This is a genomic window from Sphaerotilus microaerophilus, from assembly GCF_023734135.1.
Lineage (GTDB): Bacteria > Pseudomonadota > Gammaproteobacteria > Burkholderiales > Burkholderiaceae_C > Sphaerotilus > Sphaerotilus microaerophilus.
On the sequence record NZ_AP025730.1, the window covers coordinates 1994743 to 2015208 of the forward strand.

General features: G+C 69.7%; 21 protein-coding genes and 2 pseudogenes. 8 read left to right on the plus strand and 15 right to left on the minus strand.

Going from position 1 to position 20466, the window contains the following annotated elements:
• Positions 1-99: 99 nt before the first annotated feature.
• The 12 genes from hypA to NGK70_RS08830 form a co-directional block, all read right to left on the minus strand.
• Positions 100-486: a hydrogenase maturation nickel metallochaperone HypA gene (gene hypA, locus NGK70_RS08775; protein WP_251972868.1), complete on the minus strand. Its 387-nt coding sequence runs from the start codon at positions 484-486 to the stop codon at positions 100-102.
• Positions 479-1765: a nickel-dependent hydrogenase large subunit gene (locus tag NGK70_RS08780; RefSeq protein WP_251972869.1), complete on the minus strand. Its 1287-nt coding sequence runs from the start codon at positions 1763-1765 to the stop codon at positions 479-481. The genes hypA and NGK70_RS08780 overlap by 8 nt, the downstream gene beginning before the upstream one ends.
• A 28-nt stretch (positions 1766-1793) precedes the next feature.
• Complete coding sequence (gene hybE, locus NGK70_RS08785; protein WP_251972870.1) at positions 1794-2468, minus strand: [NiFe]-hydrogenase assembly chaperone HybE; 675 nt, start codon at positions 2466-2468, stop codon at positions 1794-1796.
• Complete coding sequence (locus tag NGK70_RS08790; RefSeq protein WP_251972871.1) at positions 2465-2677, minus strand: rubredoxin; 213 nt, start codon at positions 2675-2677, stop codon at positions 2465-2467. Before NGK70_RS08790 ends, hybE begins: the two co-directional genes overlap by 4 nt.
• Entirely contained in the window at positions 2674-3573 is a 900-nt protein-coding gene (locus NGK70_RS08795; RefSeq protein ID WP_251972872.1) for a hydrogenase expression/formation protein, read from the minus strand. Before NGK70_RS08795 ends, NGK70_RS08790 begins: the two co-directional genes overlap by 4 nt.
• A 40-nt stretch (positions 3574-3613) precedes the next feature.
• Entirely contained in the window at positions 3614-4063 is a 450-nt protein-coding gene (locus tag NGK70_RS08800; protein ID WP_251972873.1) for a thioredoxin domain-containing protein, read from the minus strand.
• A gap of 37 nt (positions 4064-4100) precedes the next feature.
• Positions 4101-4424 (minus strand): HypC/HybG/HupF family hydrogenase formation chaperone, encoded by a 324-nt coding sequence (locus NGK70_RS08805; RefSeq protein WP_251972874.1) that lies wholly within the window; start codon positions 4422-4424, stop codon positions 4101-4103.
• 13 nt (positions 4425-4437) lie between these two features.
• Positions 4438-5160: a HyaD/HybD family hydrogenase maturation endopeptidase gene (locus NGK70_RS08810; protein WP_251972875.1), complete on the minus strand. Its 723-nt coding sequence runs from the start codon at positions 5158-5160 to the stop codon at positions 4438-4440.
• Positions 5161-5168: 8 nt separating this feature from the next.
• Positions 5169-5543 (minus strand): HigA family addiction module antitoxin, encoded by a 375-nt coding sequence (locus NGK70_RS08815; protein ID WP_251972876.1) that lies wholly within the window; start codon positions 5541-5543, stop codon positions 5169-5171.
• A gap of 115 nt (positions 5544-5658) precedes the next feature.
• Positions 5659-6393: a Ni/Fe-hydrogenase, b-type cytochrome subunit gene (gene cybH, locus NGK70_RS08820; protein ID WP_251972877.1), complete on the minus strand. Its 735-nt coding sequence runs from the start codon at positions 6391-6393 to the stop codon at positions 5659-5661.
• Between the two features lie 13 nt (positions 6394-6406).
• Positions 6407-8278 (minus strand): nickel-dependent hydrogenase large subunit, encoded by a 1872-nt coding sequence (locus tag NGK70_RS08825; RefSeq protein WP_251972878.1) that lies wholly within the window; start codon positions 8276-8278, stop codon positions 6407-6409.
• Between the two features lie 44 nt (positions 8279-8322).
• The gene (locus NGK70_RS08830; protein WP_251972879.1) at positions 8323-9408 is read right to left on the minus strand and encodes a hydrogenase small subunit; all 1086 of its coding nucleotides are present in this window, start codon (positions 9406-9408) and stop codon (positions 8323-8325) included.
• Between the two features lie 522 nt (positions 9409-9930).
• Between NGK70_RS08830 and NGK70_RS08835 the strand changes: the two genes are divergently transcribed.
• A complete protein-coding gene (locus NGK70_RS08835; RefSeq protein WP_251973722.1) occupies positions 9931-11064 on the plus strand; it encodes a PIN domain-containing protein in 1134 nt (377 codons plus the stop codon).
• A gap of 54 nt (positions 11065-11118) precedes the next feature.
• Here NGK70_RS08835 and NGK70_RS26615 read toward each other — a convergent pair.
• The 3 genes and pseudogenes from NGK70_RS26615 to NGK70_RS08850 all read right to left on the minus strand — a co-directional run.
• A pseudogene (locus NGK70_RS26615) lies at positions 11119-11193 on the minus strand (SEC-C metal-binding domain-containing protein); the annotation flags it as partial.
• Positions 11194-11304: 111 nt separating this feature from the next.
• A pseudogene (locus NGK70_RS08845) lies at positions 11305-12141 on the minus strand (DUF1186 domain-containing protein); the annotation flags it as partial.
• Positions 12142-12175: 34 nt separating this feature from the next.
• Positions 12176-13075 carry a LysR family transcriptional regulator gene (locus NGK70_RS08850; protein ID WP_251972880.1) on the minus strand — a complete coding sequence of 300 codons (900 nt, stop codon included), beginning with the start codon at positions 13073-13075 and terminating at the stop codon, positions 12176-12178.
• Between the two features lie 236 nt (positions 13076-13311).
• Between NGK70_RS08850 and NGK70_RS08855 the strand changes: the two genes are divergently transcribed.
• The 7 genes from NGK70_RS08855 to NGK70_RS08885 all read left to right on the plus strand — a co-directional run bounded on the left by NGK70_RS08855 (position 13312) and on the right by NGK70_RS08885 (position 20421).
• Positions 13312-14247, plus strand: coding sequence for a catechol 2,3-dioxygenase (locus NGK70_RS08855; RefSeq protein ID WP_251972881.1), 936 nt, complete (start codon positions 13312-13314; stop codon positions 14245-14247).
• 206 nt (positions 14248-14453) lie between these two features.
• Positions 14454-15917 carry a 2-hydroxymuconic semialdehyde dehydrogenase gene (locus NGK70_RS08860; protein ID WP_251972882.1) on the plus strand — a complete coding sequence of 488 codons (1464 nt, stop codon included), beginning with the start codon at positions 14454-14456 and terminating at the stop codon, positions 15915-15917.
• 20 nt (positions 15918-15937) lie between these two features.
• Positions 15938-16735, plus strand: coding sequence for a 2-oxopent-4-enoate hydratase (gene dmpE / locus NGK70_RS08865; protein WP_251972883.1), 798 nt, complete (start codon positions 15938-15940; stop codon positions 16733-16735).
• A gap of 38 nt (positions 16736-16773) precedes the next feature.
• Positions 16774-17568, plus strand: coding sequence for a 2-oxo-3-hexenedioate decarboxylase (dmpH, locus tag NGK70_RS08870; protein ID WP_251973723.1), 795 nt, complete (start codon positions 16774-16776; stop codon positions 17566-17568).
• A gap of 21 nt (positions 17569-17589) precedes the next feature.
• The gene (locus NGK70_RS08875) at positions 17590-18516 is read left to right on the plus strand and encodes an acetaldehyde dehydrogenase (acetylating) (protein WP_251972884.1); all 927 of its coding nucleotides are present in this window, start codon (positions 17590-17592) and stop codon (positions 18514-18516) included.
• A 14-nt stretch (positions 18517-18530) separates the two neighbouring features.
• Positions 18531-19619 (plus strand): 4-hydroxy-2-oxovalerate aldolase, encoded by a 1089-nt coding sequence (gene dmpG / locus NGK70_RS08880; protein WP_251972885.1) that lies wholly within the window; start codon positions 18531-18533, stop codon positions 19617-19619.
• Between the two features lie 25 nt (positions 19620-19644).
• Positions 19645-20421, plus strand: a complete 777-nt coding sequence (locus tag NGK70_RS08885) for an SDR family NAD(P)-dependent oxidoreductase (protein WP_251972886.1) — start codon at positions 19645-19647, stop codon at positions 20419-20421.
• Positions 20422-20466: the final 45 nt, after the last annotated feature.

Consider the following 20466-nt stretch of genomic DNA (forward strand, 5'->3'; position numbering starts at 1 on the left):
ATGTTCATGCTCATGCGAGTGGGCGGTGGCGGGCTGGGCGCCCGGGGTGCCGGTGGCACATCCGCAAACGACACACATGGGGAACTCCTTCGGCAGAAATCAGGTGGGTTGGCTCGCCGCAGCGGGGGGCTGGGTGGATGCGTCGTCGTGCACGATCAGGTCGACCACGCGCAGCTCGGTGCCGCCGGTGGGCTGGATCTGGTGGCCGCCGCACAGCGGGCAGGGGTCGGCGCGGCTCTGGATCTCGACCGTCGTGCCGCAGGCCAGGCACCAGGCGGCGCCGGGCGGTTCGTCGATCAGGATCTCGGCGCCCTGCAGCACGGTGCCGTGGGCGCAGGCCTCCAGTGCGAAGCGCAGCGCGTGCACGTCCACGCCGGAGAGCGCGCCGGCCTCCACGCGCAGCTGCGAGACGCGCTGGAAGTGCTCGCGCGCGGCGGCGTCCTCGACCACGCGCACGATGCCGCCGGCCAGACTCAGTTCATGCATCGGGGGATCCTTCGGCGGTCGCACGTTCGGTGGGGGCATCGGCTGCGTCGATGGAGAAGGCCACGCAGGGGTCGAAGGCCACCGCCAGCCGCTGGGCAGCGACGGGGCGTTCGTCGGCGGGCCGCCCCGACAGCCCGGCCAGCGCCTGCGCCAGCACGCCGCGGGGGTGGAAGTTCCATTCGGTGGGCGCCAGCACGCGGCAGGCCTCGACGGTCTGGCCGGTGGGGTCGAGCCGCACCCAGTGGACCAGCAGGCCGCGGGCCATCTCGGTCCAGGCGATCCCCTCGCCCGGGCTCAAGGTCAGCGCGCCGCGGGTGAGCCAGTGTTCGCCTTCCGGGCTGGCGAGCTGCAGCAGGTCGACGACGCGGGCGACGAGGCGGTCCCAGGCGCTGTGCACAGCCGCGGCCGGGCCGTGGCGGCGGTTCCAGGGGCCGGTGTCGGGCAGGCTGTCAGCCAGCTGCGGGGCGATCCAGAAGCCGGGTTCGCGGGCGAGGGCCGCCGCGATCCCACGCAGCCGGGCCTGCAGCGCGGCCTCGTCGCCGGCGAGCAGCGTGGCGGCCGGTGCACTCGCCATCAGGCGGTCGGCACGGGCCGGGCCGGTGAGCTGGCTGGCCAGCAGGCGCGCGATCAGGGGCGGCTTCGCCAGGCTGGCCTGCCCCAGCGCCCAGCGGGCGGCCCAGCCCTGGGGGTCGCCGGTGTGTGCGGCCAGCCAGTCGGCCACAGGCATGGCCAGCAGGGCGTGCGCGAGCCAGTCGGGCAGGGCGGCCAGGCGCTCCTCGGCCGGCCAGTCGCTGCGCCACAGCGGGCAGGCGCGCAGCAGCAGGGCGCTGGCGGCATCGCGGGCGGCGTGGCTCAGCCCCGGCGGCGTGGCGCCGGGCAGCTGGCGCGGCCAGTCGTGCACGATGCGCAGGATCTGGTCGCGCGCGGTGGCCAGGCGCAGCGCCTGGGCCTCGCCCGCGGTGCGGCCGGGGTCGGTGTCGCCCCGGGCGGCCAGCACCGCGCGGCGGGCGGTGAGCCGGTGCGCCTGGGCGCACAGGCTGTGCACGGCGGCGAGCAGGTCGGGGAGCTGGTCGGCCGGCTTGCCTGGGGCCAGGCGGGGTACGACCTCGGGCCGGCTGCTGTCGATGGCCGGCAGGCCTGCTCCGGCACGCAGGCGCACCTCGCCGGCCAGGTTGGCGGGGGCGCGCGCACCCGCACCCGCACCCGCACCCATGCCGGCAGCCGCGCCCGCGCCTGGCTGCGCAGTCGGTCCGGTGGCGGGGGCGGTGGGCGAACTCATGGACGGCGATTGTGGGCGCAGGACGCCATCAGGGTCGTTGATCGGCCGCACGGGTGCCGCCGAACAGGAAGCCGCGCCGGGCCGGGCGCTCCACCGGGGTGGGTGCGGCGGCCGGCGCGGCCACGGGACCGGCCGGAACGCTCGAAGCCGCGGGAGCAGTGGCCGGGGACGCCGTGACCGATGCCGTTGCCGGCGTGCGCAGCAGCTTCATGACCTCGGCCGCCGTGGCGACCGCGGCCGCCTGGTCGGCGAAGTGGAACATCGGCGAGTACAGCGAACACTGCTCGTAGTGGCCCAGCCGGTCCTCCTGCGCGCCGACGAAGTAGAGCGGCTCGCTGCCACCGACCGCGCGCAGCGCGTCGCGCCCCACCTGCAGGCAGCCGGCCGCGGCGGCGCCGGCGAGATCGGCCAGCGGCTGCACCGGCAGGCGCAGCAGGTTCATGAACCAGGGCGTCACGAGCACGCCGCAGAGCCAGCCGGGCGCATCCGGCAGCGGGGCGAAGCCCACCGCCCGCACCTGCAGCGCCGCGTGCAGCACCGGCACCCCCGCCATGCGGGTGGCGGCGATGTGCCGGAAGGTGCGCTCCAGGTTGTCAATGCGTTGCTCGACCGCATCCAGCAGCCGCCGCGGATCCGGCTTTGCTGGTCCGCTGGCGGCGCCCCCCTGGGGGGGAGCGGCGAAGCCGCAACGGGGGGGGGTCATGTCACAACCATGAACTGGTCGGCGGCGCCGTCGCAGCGCGGGCAGCGCCAGTGCGCCGGCAGGGCGGAGAACGGCGTGCCGGGGTCGATCTGCCAGACCGGGTCGCCCTCGGCCGGGTCGTAGACGTACCAGCAGATCTTGCACTCCAGCTGGGTGTCGGGCGCCAGCTTGGCCGCGTCGCCGAGATAGCTGCCTTCAAAACCACTCATGCCTGTTCCACCCACTGCAGCACCTCGGTCAGGCGCTCGGCCGAATCGGCCAGGTCCTCGGTGGCGGCGCAGGCCACCTCGGGCAGGTCCACCACCTCGACGGCGTTGAGGATCACCGCGTCCTGCGAGTTGTAGTAGACGACCCGCCAGGTGTGGTCCACCGCCGCGTTGGTGATGCGGCAGTTGCCGTAGCCGCGCGAGAGGATGACGACGCGGCCGGTGCCGATGATGTGGTCGATGTAGGCGATGTCCTCCGGCGTGACCGGCAGCAGCGAGAGGTTGACCACCTCGGCGCTCTGGCCGGCGCGCCAGTGCAGGCGGTGCTCGGCCAGCTCGGCCAGGATGGCCGGGGCGTTGAGCACGCCCGGCGGCAGCGGCTGCAGCGGCGCCAGCGGTGCGCGGGCGTCGTCGCGGGCGGCCTGGCGCAGGATGGCCGGCACCGGGCCGACCTCGATGTGGTCACGCACCAGGCCGTCGTCGCTGCGCTCGATCACGCGCCAGACGCCGGCGAACACCGACTCCTGGATCTGCACCCGCGGCAGGGCGTGGGCCTGGCCGGGGGCCCCCGGCTCGGCCAGCACCTGGGCGCTGACTTCGCCCTCGCCCAGCACCTGGTGGATCAGCGCCAGGTCGTCGGCGCCCAGGACTTCCAGGCGCACGGGCTCGACCGCCTGCCCGGCCAGCAGCGCCTGCAGGCGCGCGTGCACCTCGTGCAGGGCGCGCAGCGCCGGGCCGTGGCCGGCGAAGGCCTCGGGCTCGGGCAGCGGGGGCGGCTGGAAGGTGGCCATGCCCTGCGGCAGGCTGAGGTAGTCCAGGCCTTCGTCTTCGGACTGGCTGCCGGCGCCGAGGGCGACCACCGGGATGGGGAAGGACTTCGGATCGTACGGGAGGCTCATGCGGGGCTCCGGAAGGGATTCGGTCTGCGGAACTCAGGACTCAGTGGCAGGCAGCGCCGGCATCGGCATTCGCCGAGACGACCGGGATGCCGACGGTGGGGGCCCGGCTGATCGGGGCCTCCAGCGCCTCGCCGACCTTGGCCACGTACTCGGTCCAGTCGTGCATGCCGGGCAGGACGGTAACGTAGGCACCGTCGCGCAGGAAGACCAGCGCGGGCCAGCGGTTGCTGCCGAAGCGGCGGGCGATCTCGGTCTCGTGCTCACGGTCGACCACGCCGACGGCGAAGCGGCCCGGGTGGGCGGCCTGCAACTCGGGTAGCACGACGGCCACGTCCAGCGCCTCGGGGAAGCGCACCGGGTCGCCGCTGAGGAAGAGCACGCGGTCACCCGCCTCGGCGAGGAAGGCGTCGAGCGTCTCGGGCGTGATCCAGCGGGCGCCGAACTGCTGGACCAGGCGCTGCTGCAGGGGGTGGGCGGTGTCGTAGCTCATGGGGTGTCTCGGGCAGGGTGGAGTGGCGCTGAGGGCGTCAGCTGCGCGGCGCGGCGCCGGTGAGCGCAGCGAGTTGGTCGGCGCTCATCATCGAAGGCAGGTCAAAGGCCGCCTCGGTGTCGGCAGCGGTGGCGGTGTTGCCGGCCATCACGGCGTCGAGCAGGTCGAGGGTGGCATCGACTTCAGCGGCGCGCTCGGGCGTGATCGCCTCGCGGGCGCCGTCGAGGAAGACCAGCAGCCAGTCACCGGCGGCCGGCTCGTCGACCAGCGCGGTGTTGACGAGGCGGACTTCTCCACGCCCTTGCACCAGCGCGTGGCCGGGCCGGGTCTCGATGACCTGCATGGGGATGCCGATGCACATGGACTGGCTCCCCTCAGGTGGTCGACGCGGCCGCGGCCGGCGTGCCGTCCGGGTGGTTGCCCGGCAGGGTCATCAGGAAGCGTTCGTCGCCGACGCGGCAGGCCAGCCCGGCGTCCGGGCGGCCGGATTCGTAGGCCGCCAGGCCCAGGGTCGGCAGGGTCACGGCCTCCGAGTGGTCGGGCGGGGCTTGGCGGGTGCGGGGCTCGGCGCCCCAGGCGCGCAGCCGGTCCACGCCCAGCGCCAGGGCGTCTTCCATCGCCAGCTTGACGCTCTCGCGCAGGCTGCCGCCGTAGTCCTCCAGCTCCTCGGGCTGGCAGCCGATCAGCAGCACCTGCTCGGGGTAGTGGCCGGTGAGCTGGGCCAGCATCAGCACCTCCTGGAAGCCGGTCTGGTGCAGGCTCATCTTCTTGGCGCCGAGGAACTTGGGCACTTCCTCGTTCTCGACGATCTTGAGCGTGCCGGGCGGCAGGCCGTAGTCCACCGCGTCGAAGATGATGAGCCGCTGCGCGGCCTGCACGTGGTGGATGAGGTACAGGCCCTGGGTGCCGCCGTCGATCAGCTGCACGTTGGGCGCCAGGTCCCAGCGCTGCTGCAGGGCCTCGACGCAGCGCACGCCGAAGCCCTCGTCGGCCCAGAGCACGTTGCCGATGCCGAGCACGACGATGGCGTCTTCCGGATCTTCCAGCAGGGTGTCACGGGTAGGGTGACAGGTGCTTTCGGGCGTGGAGGCAGTCATGGCGTGGATCAGGAGGAACCGCCGGGGCGGAAAAGGAGGGTGTCAGACGCGCAGTTCGCGCGCCGACACCGGGAGGATAGGGGCCGATGGGTGGCTGAACGGCGCAGGGCCTGCCAGTGGTGCCAGCTGTCCCAGCGGGACTGCTGCTCAAGCCAGAAGCCGGCGTCCACCCCGAAGGCCAGTGCGCAGCGGATCGCGGTGTCCGGCGACATCGCGCGCTGGCCCTGCACCAGCTCGTTGACGCGCCGGCGCGAGATGCCCAGCAGGCGGGCGGCGGCGCTCTGGTTGATCGCCAGTGGCGTGAGCACCAGGTGGTCCAGCAGGCGGCCCGGGTGGATCGGCCGGCGCAGCGGCACGCCACGCGGCACATGAAGCCCCTCCACCCAAGCAACCGCCGCGGAACCGGCTCCGCCGGTCCGCTGGCGGTGCCCCCCAGAACCCGGAGGGTTCCCTCCAGGAACGGGGGACGCGCCGAAGGCGCTTCGGGGGGGATTCATGTCACCTCTTGAAGGTGCGGTAGCCGGAGATCATGGTGGACACCATGCTCTGGCGGCCCATGATGTCCTCGCGGATCGCGGCGTAGACGTGCAGCGTCACGAAGATCACCATGCCCCACATGCCCATGCGGTGCCAGGTGTGCAGGTTCTGGCTGTTGTGGTCGAACAGGGTGATCACCCAGCCGAACATCACCTCCTGCCACGATCCCATCTGCGCGCCTTCGCCGTACATCGCGAAGCCGGTGCAGACCATGAAGACCGAGAACAGGAAGAAGCCGAAGAACATCGCCAGGCGCGCCATCGGGTTGTGGCCCACGTACTGGCTGGGCTGCGGGATCAGGAAGGCGTACCACTTCAGCATCGTGATCACCTCGCGCCAGTAGGCCGGCGTGAAGATGGGCAGCACGAACAGCTCATGCGCGTGGTGGTTGCCCACGATGGCCCAGTAGATGCGCCCCAGCAGGCCCACCGCGAACACATAGGCCGCACTGAAGTGGGCGAAGCGGATGTAGCCCATCAGGTAGTGCTCGCTGGCCTCGCCGGGCATCGTCGGCAGCGGCGCGCCGATGAAGTAGCCGGTGACGGCCAGCACCGTGATGGCCAGGGCGTTCACCCAGTGCCAGGCCCGCACCGGCGCCTCGTAGACGTAGACCGACTTGGTGGTGGCGCCGTGCTCGACCGCCGCGGTGTCGATGCCGGTGGCATCGGCAAGCTTCTGTGTGGTGGAGGTGCTCATGGCCGCTCCTGGTTCAACGCACCTTGACGGTGGTGAGTTCCTGTCCGTCCGGGCTCATCACGTGGGTGGAGCAGGCCAGGCAGGGGTCGAAGCTGTGCAGCGTGCGCAGGATCTCCAGTGGCTGCTCCGGGTTGGCCATTGGCGTGTTCATCAGCGAGGCCTCGAAGGCGCCGATCTGGCCCTTGTGGTCACGCGGGCTGCCGTTCCACGTGGTGGGCACCACGCACTGGTAGTTCTCGATGCGCCCTTCCTTGATCCGGATCCAGTGCGCCAGGCCGCCGCGCGGCGCGGCGGTGCAGCCCACGCCCTTGGCTTCCTTCGGCCAGGAGGCCGGGTCCCACTTGTCGACGTTGGCGGTGGCGGTGTCGCCGGCCTTGATGTTGGCGATCAACTCGGCGTGGTCGTCCACCATCATCTCGGCACAGTACTGCGCTTCCAGGCAGCGCGCCAGCGTGCGGCCGATGGTGCTGGGCAGCATCTGCTTGAGCGTGAACTGCGTTTCCGGCAGGCCCAGTGCCTTCGGGATGGCGCTGTTGATCATCTGGGCGGCGAACTCCAGCTGCTCCTTCGGGCGCTGGGCGTACTTGTTGCCCTTCTTGGCGTGGGCGTAGGCCAGGATGTAGCGCGGCAGCGGGCCGACCTCCATCGCGTGGCCGCGCCAGCGCGGGGCCTTGATCCAGCTGTACTTGGCGCTCTCGTCGACCTGCTCGATGGCGGTGCGGCTGCCCTTGAACTTCGGGCCCTCGGGCTTGTAGTTCGGTTCGGTGACGCCGTCCCAGGGGTGCAGGCCCTTGTTGTCGCCCCCAATGGCGTCGGCGTACTTGTACCAGCTGTGGGTGACGAACTCCTGCACCTGCTCCGGGTCGCGCGGGTCGACCGGCAGGATCTCGTCCCAGTTGCCGTTGATGATCGCGCCGCCGGGCAGCTGGTCGGTCGACTTGTCGTAGTTGACCTTCGGGAACTCGCCGTAGTCCAGCACATTGGTGGCCGACAGGCCGCCGCCGTGCAGCCAGCCGGCGTGCTTGTAGAGCGTGCCGATGGCCAGCACGTCGGGCAAGTAGACGTTCTTGACGAACTCCACCATCTCGTCGATGCGCGCCTTGATGAAGTTCAGCCGCTCCATGTTGATCGGCGCACCGGCAGCACCGTTGCCGTCGATGTTGATGGCGCAGGGCATGCCGCCGACCAGGAAGTTCGGGTGCGGGTTCTTGCCACCGATGATGGTGTGCACCTTCACCCACTCCTTTTGCAGGTCCAGCGCCTCCAGGTAGTGGGTGACGGCCATCAGGTTGGCTTCGGCGGGCAGCACATAGGCCTTGTTGCCCCAGTAGCCGTTCATGAAGGGCCCGAGCTGGCCGGACTCGACGAACTTCTTCAGCCGGTTCTGCACGTCGCGGAAGTAGCCCGGCGACGACATCGGGTGGCTCGGCGACACCAGCTGCTGCAGCTCGCTGGTCTTCTTCGGGTCGGCCTTGAGCGCGCTGACCACGTCCACCCAGTCCAGCGCGTGCAGGTGGTAGAAGTGCACCGCGTGGTCGTGCACCTGCAGCGTCTTGTTGAACAGCTCGCGCAGCAGGTGGGCGTTCTTCGGGATCTTGATGCCCAGTGCGTCCTCGACCGCGCGCACGCTGGTCAGCGCGTGCGTGCCGGTGCACACGCCGCAGATGCGTTCCACGAACGCCCAGGCGTCGCGCGGATCGCGGCCCTTCAGGATCACTTCGAGGCCGCGCCACATCGTGCCGGTGGAGACGGCGTTGCGGATGACGTTGTCCTTGTCGACGTTCACCTCGCAGCGCATGTGGCCTTCGATGCGGGTGACCGGGTCGACGACGATGCGGCGCCCGCTGTCGTCGAGCTTGAAGCCTTGCGTTTCAATCGCGCCCATGGATGTTCCTCAGTGTTCTCGGTGTTCTGTTCGTGCCGGGCGGGTCACTGACCCGACGTGGTCTGCGTCGCCTGCGGCTTGGTGGCCGCACGCTTGATGGCCGAGACCGCCGCGTGGGCGGCCACACCGGCGCCAACGATCGCTGCGGCCGTGCCGCCGACCTTGTCGGCATTGGCCTCGATGCCGAACTGGTGGATGTCGGTCAGGCGGTTGTAGAACGAACCCTTGTCCCAGAAGCCGTCTTCCGAGCAGCCGATGCAGCCGTGGCCGGCCTTGATCGGGAAGCTCGTGCCCTCGTTCCACATCACCGTGGAGCAGGCGTTGTAGGTGGTCGGGCCCTTGCAGCCGACCTTGTAGAGGCAGTAGCCGCGCTTAGCGTACTCGTCGTCGAAGGCCTCGACGAACTGGCCGGCGTCGAAGTGCGGCCGGCGGTAGCACTTGTCGTGGATGCGCTGGCTGTAGAACATCTTCGGCCGGCCCTGGCGGTCCAGCTCGGGGATCTTGTCGAAGGTCAGCATGTAGGTGATCACGCCGGTCATCACCTCGGCGATGGGCGGGCAGCCCGGCACCTTGATGATCGGCTTGTCGGTGATCACCTTGTCGATCGGCGTGGCGCGCGTCGGGTTCGGCTTGGCAGCCTGCACGCAGCCCCAGCTGGCGCAGGAGCCCCAGGCGATGATGGCCTTGCAGTCCTTGGCCACGCGCTTGAGCTTTTCGATGAAGGGCTTGCCCGACTGGATGCAGAACATCCCGTCCTCGTTGAGCGGCGGATTGCCCTCCACGGCCAGGATGTAGTTGCCCTTGTACTTCGTGATGATCTCGTCCAGGATCGCCTCGGCCTGGTGGCCGGCGGCGGCCATCAGCGTGTCGTCGTAGTCCAGGCTGATCATCGACAGCACCACGTCCTTGGCCAGCGGGTGTGCCGAGCGGATGAAGGATTCCGAGCAGCAGGTGCACTCCAGCCCGTGCAGCCACAGCACCGGCGTGCGCGGCTTGGTCTCCATCGCGTGCACGATCTGCGGCACGAAGGCCGGGCCCAGGCCGAGCGACGTGGCGGTCAGCGAGCTGTACTTCAGAAGGCTGCGGCGCGAGATGCCCTGGCGGCGCATCACCTCGTAAAACGTTTCCATCGTTCGGTCTCCTCGGGTCCGTGGGATCGGTTGCAGAGCGGTGGGGGAGGTCGCTCCACGCATCACGTGTGGATGGATATGGATCAATTCGCGTGCCTGACCTGCCACCACTGGGGTAACTCCTAGGCGTCGCGTCCAAGTCGTTGATCCGTCACGACTTTCTAACGGGTGTGACGATGTCGGTAACGTTCTCATCGCGGGGCGTGGCGGAACGCTGATCGGTTTGGTCGGGCAGCTGGAAGCTGGCTTTCCAGCTTGGCCGTTGGCGATGTGGCGGCCCGACACGCTCGTGCCCGGAAGTCAGGCCGGGGTTGAAGGGCGGCGCCAGCGCCGTGACTTCGGTGCTGCAGACGGACTGCACGCCTTTGCCTCCCCTTTCCCCTCTACCCCCTTACCATCGGCGCTCAAGCACCGAGGCTCACGTCAGAACACGGTTCCAGCAGCTCGGACCGGGCTCCGCCGGATCCGGCCGACGTGCCACTCGCCTCGGTGTGTCCCACAACGAGCCGGGAGTTGAGCGAGATGGTTGAGCGGGTCATCCTGGTGGACTACGAAAATGTCCAGCCCATCGCCGAGGAGTTGCAGCGCGTCGATGCCATGCGGGATCGGCTGAAGATCTTCCACGGACCTGGGCAGAACTCGCTGCCGATCCGGCTGGCGGCGGCGCTGCTGCCAATCGGCCCCGCGGTGGAGCTGATCCAGTGCGAGAAATCGGGCAAGGATGCGCTGGACTTCCACCTGGCCTTTCACCTGGGCAGGCTATCGGTCCAGCACCCGCAGGCCGAGTTCGTGATCGTCTCGCGTGATCGCAAGGGCTTTGCGCAGATGGTCGAACACGGCATCAAGCTCGGCTGCAGGGTGATGCTGGTCCCGTCGATGCTCGATGCGACGGCCGCTCCCGCAACCAAGGCCGCTACAGGCATTGGCGGCGGGGATGCCGCCATCGGCGCCAAGACGTCCATTGCGGAGCCATCGGCGTCCGGCGGTACGCCACCGCGCGAAGCCTCTACTCCCGAGGCGGCCGGCTCGGCGTTGGCAGCCGCCTTGGCATTCCCGGCAAGAAAAGCGCCCGCAACGAAGGCGCCTGCGAAGAAGGTGCCGGCCAAGAAAGCCGCTGCCAAGAAAGCAGCCGCCAAAAAAGCAGCTGCCACGAAAGCCGTTGCCAAGAAGGCGTCGGCGAAGGACGCGCCCGCGGAGAAGCCAGCTGCCAAGAAGGCACCGGCGAAGAAGGGGGCTGCCGGGAAAACAGCCAGCGAGTCAGCGCCCGCCAAGTCAGCGGCCAAGACGGCGGCGGGCGTGTCCGTTGCGGCCGCGCAGACGGAGCCGCTGGGTTCGTTGGGTCCGTTGGAACTGAGTCCGGCGGCCCCGCCCCCCGTTCCTTCCGTGGTCCCGATCGTGGACCCGGCACCTGCCCTGAAAACACTGCGCCAGGCACCGGCGCCCGCGGACGTGGCCAAGGTCATCGCAGGATTGAGCAAGGTTGCCCCCGACAAGCGCCCCGCCAAGGCCGCGACGCTGCTGCGTCATCTGGAGTCCCACCTGCGGGCTGACTTGACGGAAGCCGGCGTCGCCGAGTTGCTGCGCAGCTTGCGTGCCCAGGGCTGGATCAGCGATGGGCCGGGCGGGAAAGTGGAGTACCACCTGCAGCGGCCCTGAGCTGCTGCCCTGCGCCGGGCGTCGACCTGGTGACGCTCGACGCGGTGCAGGCCCTCAGCCGGCGCCGTGGCATTTCTTGTACTTCTTTCCACTGCCGCAGGGGCAGGGGTCATTGCGGCCCACCTTCTCTTCCGCGCGGACGTAGGTCGTCGGTGCAGGGTCCTCGACCTGGGAAAGGGCCACAGGCCAGGGCATGGGCGACGATGGAGCGGCGCTGGAGGGTTCCGACCAGCAACCCCACCACCGGGTTTCCTCCACCGGGTCGTCGACGAATGCGTTGTGGCGATTCGCCGGGCTTCCCTCAGGTGCCATCCCGCCGTCGCGCATGTCCGCGTCGTAGTCCTCGCGGCCAATCGTCATGGGGTCCACCAGCTCCTCGTCGAACCAGCCGTGGACGGTCGGTTGCAGGCGCTGCGATTGCAGCTTGCCAGCGGTCGCGATCACGTCGGACAGAAGGTACTCCGCGCTGGTGTCGATCTCTTCGAGATCGTCTTCGGTGACGTTTCGCAGCTCGGCAGCGCACTGCTCGCCCAGCAACAGCAGGTCGTCCTCCAGTTCGGCCTGCGCTGCATCAGCGAGCTGCACCCGCAGGCGCCAGGCGTCCAGAACGGCGATGCGAGTCCACACCGACACCGACCCGTCCTGCGCCAGCTCCCGCAGCGGCGCCACATCTCCCGGGCAGACACTCGCCAGGGCCCGGCCGTAGCATTCGTGGATCATGTCGCCGAGCAGCTCGTCGAGCAGCGCCGTCGGCTGTCTCAGCAGGGCCAGCATCGGCTCCCAGGCCCGGCAGTCGCGCCAGACGGCCAGGTACACGTAGGCCCAGGTGAACAGGTTCGCGTCGTCCTCGGACGCGGCTGCCGGATCGCGGGCCACCCGTTCCAGCAGCGCCAGGAAATGCGGCGTCAGAGCCTCGCGCTGCGTCTGCGCCCAACGCACGGTTTCGGTCGGGTACGGCGGGTCACACTTCACCAGCTCGCGACATAGGCGCAGCCAGGGGTCGTCGCCGAGGGAAAGGTCGGTGTTGGGGTTGACAGGGTCTGGGGCGTGATCGGTGGGGATGTTCATGCGATCCATTGTCCGCTCGGGACCACGGCATCCGAAGGGCCACTCAGGGCAGATCCAGCCGGGTGACGCTCTGGCGCATCGAGCCCAGCAGGGCGCCCAGGATCTGCGAGTCGTCGTCGGCGCGGTAGATGCAGCACAGATCCACGCGTGACTGCGTGGGGTGGTGCAGCGGGCGGTAGGTCACGCCCGGCACGGCCATCGCGGTGGCGGAGTGAGGCACCAGGCAGATGCCGAAGCCGGTGGCCACCAGGGCAATGGCATGCACCACATCGCCGACCTCCTGGGCCACCTGCGGTGTGAAGCCGCTGGCGCGGCACATCTCGTGCACGCGGTCGATGAAGCTGGGCCGCGAGCCGGTGGGAAACAGCACCAGCGGCTGGCCCTCCAGCTCGCTGAAGGCCACCGCGGTGCGGGCGGCCAGCCGGTCGCCCGAGGGAATGGCCACGTACAGCGGCTCGGTCAGCAGCGTCTCGCAGACCAGGCCGTCCACCGGGCGCATCAGGCGGTTGAAGGCCAGGGTGACGCGCTGGTGGCGCAGGGCGTCGAGCTGCTCCTCCTTGTTCATCGTGTGCAGCACGATGTTCACCTCCGGGTAGGCCTCGCGGAAGCGCCGCAGCAGTTGCGGGATGGCGCCGAAGATGCCCGAGCCGAAGATCGCCACGTCCACCCGCCCGAGCAGGCCCTGCGCGGCCTTGCTGGCGCGCTCGGCGGCGCGGTCCGACAGCGCGAGGATGTTGCGCGCATCGTCGTAGAGCACCCGCCCGGCGTGGGTCAGCTCCACGCCCCGGCTGGTGCGCCGGAACAGCTGCGCGCCCAGCTGCTCTTCGAGCTGCTGGATCTGCCGCGTCAGCGGCGGCTGGGAGATGTGCAGGCGCAGCGCCGCGCGGCCGATGTTCTGCTCATCGGCGACGCAGACGAAGTAGCGCAGGTGTCTCAGTTCCACGGCCGCCCCGGTGTGCTGTCAAGGCCTGGGGCGGATTGTGCGGCGGCGAATGGTGTCATACCTGATGTAAATCAATGCTGCCATGCGGCATGCCTGAAAGGTATTCCTGCAAGAGTTCGATGGTATTGGACGCCCCAGGGGGTGGCCTCCTACAGTGGCAGCAGATCACGGGGCAGGTTGCAGCGTCGTCGATGCATCCGCCACCTCACGGTTTTCGACGACAGGAGACAGACAACATGGCATTGACAGGCGTACTGCGCCCCGGGCACATCCAGATCCGCGTGCTGGACCTCGACGAAGGCGTGAAGCACTACCGCGACGTGCTGGGCCTGGAGGAAACCGGCCGCGATGCATCGGGCCGCGTCTACCTGCGCGGCTGGGACGAGCGCGACCACCACAGCGTCGTGCTGCGCCAGGCCGACCGCGCCGGCATGGACTTCTTCGGCTTCAAGGTGGCCGACGAGGCCACGCTGTCCAAGCTGGAAGCCGACGTGCAGGCCTGGGGCCTGAAGACCGAGCGCATCCCCGCCGGCGACCTGCTGGAAACCGGTGAGCGCGTGCGCTTCGAGATCCCCAGCGGCCACCAGATCGAGCTGTACGCGAAGAAGACCTTCACCGGCTGCGACCGCGGCGAGAAGGACCCGTCGCACTACTCGCCCAAGATGGACAAGGGCATCGCGCCGATGCGCTTCGACCACGCGCTGCTCTACGGCCCGAACGTCGACAAGGTGCTGGACCTGTTCACCAATGTGCTGGGCTTCCACCTGGCCGAGTACGTGACGCTGCCCGACACCGACATCAAGGGCGCGCTGTGGCTGTGCTGCTCGAACAAGGCGCATGACATCGCCTTCGTCGTGCACCCCGAGCCGGGCAAGCTGCACCACGTGTCGTTCTACATGGAGTCGGTCGAGCGCGTCTTCCGTGCCGCCGACATCATGGCGGCCAACGACATCAAGGTCGACATCGGCCCGACCCGCCACGGCATCACCCGCGGCGGCACGATCTACGCCTGGGACCCGTCGGGCAACCGCTTCGAGACCTACTCCGGCGGCAACACCACCTACCCCGACCTGCCCCCGATCGCCTGGACCTGGGAAGGCCTGGGCGAGGGCGGCGGCCTGGACGTGGCGCACCGCAAGCTGCACGAGACCTTCCTGACCGTCGTGACCTGATCACTGTCACGTTCGGTGCAGGCCCGTCGCCCTTCGCTGCCGACGGGCCTGCGCAAGGCTCCTTCTTGAGACCCGTCTCAAGTTTGTGACGCGGGTGGCCCGGCGACCACCGCTGACCGGCCGACGGTGCCGCCCGCGTCCTCCTTTTTCGAATGCTTTCCGCTGCCCGAAGCAACGCCAAGCGTCGCGTCGGGCAGAACGCTGCCATGACCCGCACCATCACCTCCTTCATCGACGGCGCCTTTGTTCCCGCTGACGGCGCCCGCCTGTTCGACAAGCGCTCGCCGGTGGACGGCCGCGTGATCGCCCGCATTGCCGAGGCGGACGCGGCCCAGGTGAATGCTGCGGTGCAGGCCGCCCGCCGTGCCATGGCCGGCGAGTGGGGCCGCATGCCCGTCGAGAAGCGCTGCGCGCTGCTGCACGCCATGGCCGACGAGATCACCCGCCGCTTCGACGACTTCGTCGCGGCCGAGATGGCCGATACTGGCCAGCCGAGCCACGTGATGACCCATGTGTTCATCCCGCGCGGTGCGGCCAACTTCAAGGTCTTCGCCGACGTGGTGAAGAACGTGGCCACCGAGAGCTTCCGCACCGACACGCCGGACGGGCGCGGTGCGCTGAACTACGCGATCCGCAAGCCCAAGGGCGTGATCGGCGTGGTCTGCCCCTGGAACGCGCCCTTCCTGCTGATGACCTGGAAGCTGGGCCCCGCACTGGCCTGCGGCAACGCGGTGGTCGTCAAGCCCAGCGAGGAAACGCCGCTGACCGCCGCGCTGCTGGGCGAGGTGATGAACGCCGTGGGCATCCCCAAGGGCGTCTACAACGTGGTGAACGGCTTCGGCCCGGGCTCCACCGGCGAGTTCGTCACCAGCCACCCGGGCGTGGACGCCATCACCTTCACCGGCGAGACGCGCACCGGCACCGCGATCATGCGGGCCGCCGCCGAGGGCGTGCGCGACGTCTCCTTCGAGCTGGGTGGCAAGAACGCCGGCATCGTGTTCGCCGATGCGGACTTCGACGCCGCGGTGGACGGCATCTTCCGCTCCGCCTTCCTCAACACCGGCCAAGTCTGCCTGGGCACCGAGCGCGTGTACGTGGAGCGGCCGATCTTCGAGCGCTTCCGCGATGCGCTCAAGGCCAAGGCCGAGGCGGTCAAGTACGGCCGCCCGGAGGACCACGCCAGCACCTACGGCCCGCTGATTTCCCGCGAGCACCAGCAGAAGGTGCTGGGCTACTACCGCCTGGCGGTGGAGGAGGGCGCCAGCGTCGTCACCGGCGGTGGCGTGCCGCAGATGCCCGCCGAGTTGGCCGAGGGCTGCTGGGTGCAGCCCACCATCTGGACTGGGCTGGCCGATGACGCCCGCACGGTGCGCGAGGAGGTCTTCGGCCCCTGCTGCCACCTGCGCCCCTTCGACAGCGAGGACGAGGTGGTCGGCCTGGCCAACGACACCGACTACGGCCTGTCCACCACGATCTGGACGCAGAACCTGGCCCGCGCGCACCGCATGGCCGAGCGCATCGACGTGGGCATCACCTGGATCAACAGCTGGTTCCTGCGCGACCTGCGCACGCCCTTTGGCGGCAGCAAGCACAGCGGCATCGGCCGCGAAGGCGGCGTGCACTCGCTGGAGTTCTACACGGAAACGCGCAACGTGTGTGTGAAGCTCTGACCTCCCCAAAGGCCCAGCCCATGACGCCTGAACTGATCCAAACCTGCGGCGACGAGCTCTACGACGCCTGGCGCGAGCGCCGGGTCCTGGCGCCGCTGCTGGAGCGCTTCCCCGCCATCCGCATCGAGGACAGCTACGCCATCCAGTCGCGCTTCGTGGCGCGGCGCGTGGCGGCCGGCGAGACCATCGTCGGCAAGAAGATCGGCGTGACCAGCAAGCCGGTGCAGGACTTCCTCGGCGTGTACGAGCCGGACTTCGGCCAGCTCACCTCCGGCATGGTCTGCAGCGAGTCCGACGGCATCGACCTGAGCGGGCTGATCCAGCCCAAGGCCGAGGCGGAACTGGCCTTCGTGCTGGAGCGCGACCTGATCGGCCCCGGCATCACCGCCACCGACGTGATCCGCGCTACCGCCTACGTGGCGCCCTGCTTCGAGATCGTCGACAGCCGCATTCGCGACTGGAAGATCAAGATCCAGGACACCGTGGCGGACAACGCCAGCTGCGGCGTCTTCGTGCTCGGCAACGCCAAGGGCGACCCGAAGAAGCTCGACCTGGCGCTGGCCGGCATGGCGCTGCACCGCAACGGCGAGCTGCACGCCACCAGCGTGGGCGCGGCGGTGCAGGGCTCGCCGGTCAACGCCGTCGTCTGGCTGGCCAACACGCTGGGGCGGCTGGGCCTGCCATTCCGCGCCGGCGAGGTGATCCTCTCCGGCTCGCAGTCGCCGCTGGTGCCGGTCACGGGCGGCGACGAGCTGGTCTGCCGCATCGGCGGCCTGGGCACCTGCCGGGCCCGGTTTCACGGAAAGGCGGCGCTGTGAACGCTCCTGAACAAACTTCGCTCTCTGCCGCCACCGACATGCGCCGCACGCTGGACGCCGCTGCGGTGCAGCAACTCACCGACCGCATCGAGGCGGCCCAGACCGGCGCGCGCGCCATTCCGAAGCTGACCGACGACTTCCCCGGCATGACGCTGGGCGACGGCTACGCGGTGCAGCTGGAGCTGCTGCGCCGCTGGAGGGCCGCGGGGCGCCGCCAGGCCGGCTGGAAGGCCGGGCTGACCTCCAAGGCCAAGATGGTGCAGATGGGGGTAACCGTGCCCTCGATCGGCTTCCTGCTCGCCGACTTCGCCCGCGCCGAGGGCAGCACGGTGCGCACCGACGACCTGGTGCACCCGCGCGTCGAGTGCGAGGTGGCCTTCGTGACCAAGGCCGATCTGGCCGGGCCGGACGTGACGCGCGCGCAGGTGCTGGCGGCCACCGACTTCGTCGTGCCGGCCATCGAGGTCATCGACTCGCGCTTCTCCGGCTTCAAGTTCGACTTGCCCAGCGTGGTGGCGGACAACGGCTCCTCGGCGCGCTACGTGACCGGCGGGCGGGCGCTGCGTGCCGATGGTTTGGAGCTCGACTGCCTCGGCGTCGTGCTGGAAAAGAACGGCGAGCCGGTGGCCATGGGCGCTTCCACCGCGGTGATGGGCCACCCGGCCGACGCGGTGGCCCTGCTGGTCAAGGTGCTGCACGAGCTGGGCGAGACGCTGCCCGCCGGCAGCTTCGTGATGAGCGGCGGCATCACCGAGGCCATCGCGGTGAAGCCGGGCGACGTCGTCTGCGCCCGCTTCCAGGAACTCGGCAGCGTCGCTGTGCGCTTTGCCTGACGCATTCATCAAGGATTCGACATGACCCAAAAGATCCGCTGTGCCCTGATCGGCTCCGGCAACATCGGCACCGACCTGATCTACAAGATCCAGCGCAGCCCCGTGCTGGAGCCGGTGTGGATGGTCGGCATCGACCCGAACTCCGAGGGCCTGGAGCGCGCCCGCAGCATGGGCCTGAAGACCACCGCCGAGGGCGTGGACGGCCTGCTGCCGCACGTGCTGGAAGACAACATCCAGATCGCGTTTGATGCGACTTCCGCCTACGTGCACGCCGAGAACTCGCGCAAGCTCAACGCGCTGGGCGTGCTGATGATCGACCTGACGCCTGCGGCCATCGGCCCGCTGTGCGTGCCGCCGGTGAACCTGAAGGAACACGCGGACAAGGCCGAGATGAACGTCAACATGATCTCCTGCGCCGGCCAGGCCACGATCCCCATCGTGAACGCCATCAGCCGCGTGCAGCCGGTCGAGTACGGCGAGATCGTGGCCAGCCTGGCGTCCAAGTCCATTGGCCCGGGCACCCGCGCCAACCTGGACGAGTTCACTTACACCACCTCCAACGCCATCGAGCGCGTCGGCGGGGCCAAGAAGGGCAAGGCGCTGGCGATCATCAACCCGGCCGAACCGCCGATGATCATGCGCAACACGATCAACTGCCTCACCGAGACTGAGCCCGACCAGGCCAAGATCATCGACTCGGTGCTGGCGATGATCGAAGAGGTGCAGAAGTACGTGCCCGGCTACCGCCTGGTCAACGGCCCGCTCTTCGACGGCAAGCGCGTCGCGGTCTTCATGGAAGTGAAGGGCCTGGGCGACTACCTGCCCACCTACGCCGGCAACCTGGACATCATGACCGCCGCGGCCTGCCGCACCGCGGAGATGTTCGCCGAGGAAATCCTGGCCGGCACGATCACGCTCAAGCCCGTGGTGGCTGCCGCTGCAGCTTGAGGGGAGAACCGAACATGACGACGACGAACGCCTACGACGCCCTCAGCAGCAGCCTCAAGGGCCGCAAGGTCCTGCTGCACGACATGTGCCTGCGCGACGGCATGCACGCCAAGCGCGAGCAGATCTCTGTCGAGCAGATGGTGCAGGTCGCCACCGCGCTGGACGCGGCCGGCGTGCCGATGATCCAGGTCAGCCACGGCGCCGGCCTGGGCGGCAACTCGCTGCAGCACGGCTTTGCGCTGGCCAAGAACGAGGAGTACCTGCAGGCCGTGACCTCGGTGGTCAAGCAGACCAAGGTCTCGGTGCTGCTGATCCCGGGCCTGGGCACGATGCGCGAGCTGCAATCGGCCTACGACTGCGGCGCGCGCAGCGTGCACGTGGCCACCCACTGCACCGAGGCGGACACCTCGCCCCAGCACATCGCCTACGCCCGCAAGCTGGGCATGGACACCACCGGCTTCCTGATGATGGCCCACCTGAACTCGCCCGAGGGGTTGGCGCAGCAGGGCAAGCTGATGGAGGGCTACGGCGCACAGACCATCTACATCACCGACTCGGCCGGCTACATGCTGCCCGAGCACGTGACGGCCGCGGTCAGCCGCCTTCGCGAGGTGCTCAAGCCCGAGACCGAGATCGGCTTCCACGGCCACCACAACCTGGGCCTGGGCATCAGCAACTCGATCGCCGCCATCGCCGCGGGCGCCAGCCGCATCGACGGCTCGGTGGGCGGCCTGGGCGCCGGCGCCGGCAACACGCCGCTGGAGGTGCTGCTGGCCGTGTGCGAGCGCATGGGCATTCACACCGGCGTGGACCTGTTCAAGCTGATGGATGTGGCCGAGGACGTGATCCTGCCGCTGATGGCCGAGCGCATCGTGCGCATCGACCGCGACTCGCTGACCCTCGGCTTCGCGGGCGTGTACTCCACCTTCCTGCTGCACGCCAAGAAGGCGGCCGCCCGCTTTGGCGTGCCGGCGCGCGACATCCTGGTCGAGCTGGGCCGCAAGAAGATGATCGCCGGCCAGGAGGACATGATCGAGGACACCGCGATGACCATGGCCAAGGAGCGCGGCCTGCTCAAGGACGTGGTGCGCTCCGGCGCATGAGGCTCAGGCTGAGGAGGAAGCAGCGATGAGCGAGCGCGAACTTGCCGTGGTCGTCGGTGCCACCGGCGCCTTCGGCCAGCCCATCGTCGCGCGGCTGATCGCCCGCGGCCTGACGGTGCTGGCGGTCGCCCGCAGCGCCGCCAGCCTCACCGGCCTGGCCGAGCGCTTCGGCCCGTCGCTGGTCGCCTGCGTGGCCGACATCGCCGACGACGCGTCGATCGAGACCATCCGCGCCGCGGTCGACGCCCAGGCGGCGATCGACGGTGCCCCCGTGCGCATGCTGGTGCACGGCCCCGGCGTCGCGGTGGCGGGCGGCATCCTGAGCGCGCCCACGGGCTCGATGGTCGACGCCGTCAACATCAAGGTTGGCGGCATGCTGAGGCTGGTGCGCGCGGTGGACGGCCGGCTCGTGCCGCACTCGCGCCTGGTGGCCATTGCCGGCCACTACGGCCTGGAGCCCACCGCCTACGCCGCCGCGGCCGGCGTGGCCAACGCGGCGCTGTTCAATGTGATGCGCCAGCTCAGCCTGGCCTACGGCCCGCGCGGCATCACCGCCCACACCCTGGCGCCCGGCCCGGCCGACACCGAGCGGCTGCACCGCGTCGCCGCCGACCGCGCCCGCCTGCAGGCCACCACGCCCGAGGCGGTGCTGGACGCGATGCGCGCCGACTCCTCGCTCGGCCAGCTCACCACACCCGAGCAGGTGGCCTGGGCGGTGGCGCTGCTGCTGGACCCAGAGGCCGACGTGATGACCGGCTCGACGCTGATGCTCGATGCCGGCCGCCGCAAAGGTCTCCCCTGAATTCCCCGAATCGCTGTCAACCGCTGTCAATACCCCGGAGGCTCC

Bases quoted from the DNA above. Each gene is read 5' to 3' on its own strand.
- hypA (WP_251972868.1), bottom strand. From the start codon at position 486: ATGCATGAACTGAGTCTGGCCGGCGGCATCGTGCGCGTGGTCGAGGAC.
- NGK70_RS08780 (WP_251972869.1), bottom strand. From the start codon at position 1,765: ATGAGTTCGCCCACCGCCCCCGCCACCGGACCGACTGCGCAGCCAGGC.
- hybE (WP_251972870.1), bottom strand. From the start codon at position 2,468: ATGACCCCCCCCCGTTGCGGCTTCGCCGCTCCCCCCCAGGGGGGCGCC.
- NGK70_RS08790 (WP_251972871.1), bottom strand. From the start codon at position 2,677: ATGAGTGGTTTTGAAGGCAGCTATCTCGGCGACGCGGCCAAGCTGGCG.
- NGK70_RS08795 (WP_251972872.1), bottom strand. From the start codon at position 3,573: ATGAGCCTCCCGTACGATCCGAAGTCCTTCCCCATCCCGGTGGTCGCC.
- NGK70_RS08800 (WP_251972873.1), bottom strand. From the start codon at position 4,063: ATGAGCTACGACACCGCCCACCCCCTGCAGCAGCGCCTGGTCCAGCAG.
- NGK70_RS08805 (WP_251972874.1), bottom strand. From the start codon at position 4,424: ATGTGCATCGGCATCCCCATGCAGGTCATCGAGACCCGGCCCGGCCAC.
- NGK70_RS08810 (WP_251972875.1), bottom strand. From the start codon at position 5,160: ATGACTGCCTCCACGCCCGAAAGCACCTGTCACCCTACCCGTGACACC.
- cybH (WP_251972877.1), bottom strand. From the start codon at position 6,393: ATGAGCACCTCCACCACACAGAAGCTTGCCGATGCCACCGGCATCGAC.
- NGK70_RS08825 (WP_251972878.1), bottom strand. From the start codon at position 8,278: ATGGGCGCGATTGAAACGCAAGGCTTCAAGCTCGACGACAGCGGGCGC.
- NGK70_RS08830 (WP_251972879.1), bottom strand. From the start codon at position 9,408: ATGGAAACGTTTTACGAGGTGATGCGCCGCCAGGGCATCTCGCGCCGC.
- NGK70_RS08835 (WP_251973722.1), top strand. From the start codon at position 9,931: ATGGTTGAGCGGGTCATCCTGGTGGACTACGAAAATGTCCAGCCCATC.
- NGK70_RS08855 (WP_251972881.1), top strand. From the start codon at position 13,312: ATGGCATTGACAGGCGTACTGCGCCCCGGGCACATCCAGATCCGCGTG.
- NGK70_RS08860 (WP_251972882.1), top strand. From the start codon at position 14,454: ATGACCCGCACCATCACCTCCTTCATCGACGGCGCCTTTGTTCCCGCT.
- dmpE (WP_251972883.1), top strand. From the start codon at position 15,938: ATGACGCCTGAACTGATCCAAACCTGCGGCGACGAGCTCTACGACGCC.
- dmpH (WP_251973723.1), top strand. From the start codon at position 16,774: ATGCGCCGCACGCTGGACGCCGCTGCGGTGCAGCAACTCACCGACCGC.
- NGK70_RS08875 (WP_251972884.1), top strand. From the start codon at position 17,590: ATGACCCAAAAGATCCGCTGTGCCCTGATCGGCTCCGGCAACATCGGC.
- dmpG (WP_251972885.1), top strand. From the start codon at position 18,531: ATGACGACGACGAACGCCTACGACGCCCTCAGCAGCAGCCTCAAGGGC.
- NGK70_RS08885 (WP_251972886.1), top strand. From the start codon at position 19,645: ATGAGCGAGCGCGAACTTGCCGTGGTCGTCGGTGCCACCGGCGCCTTC.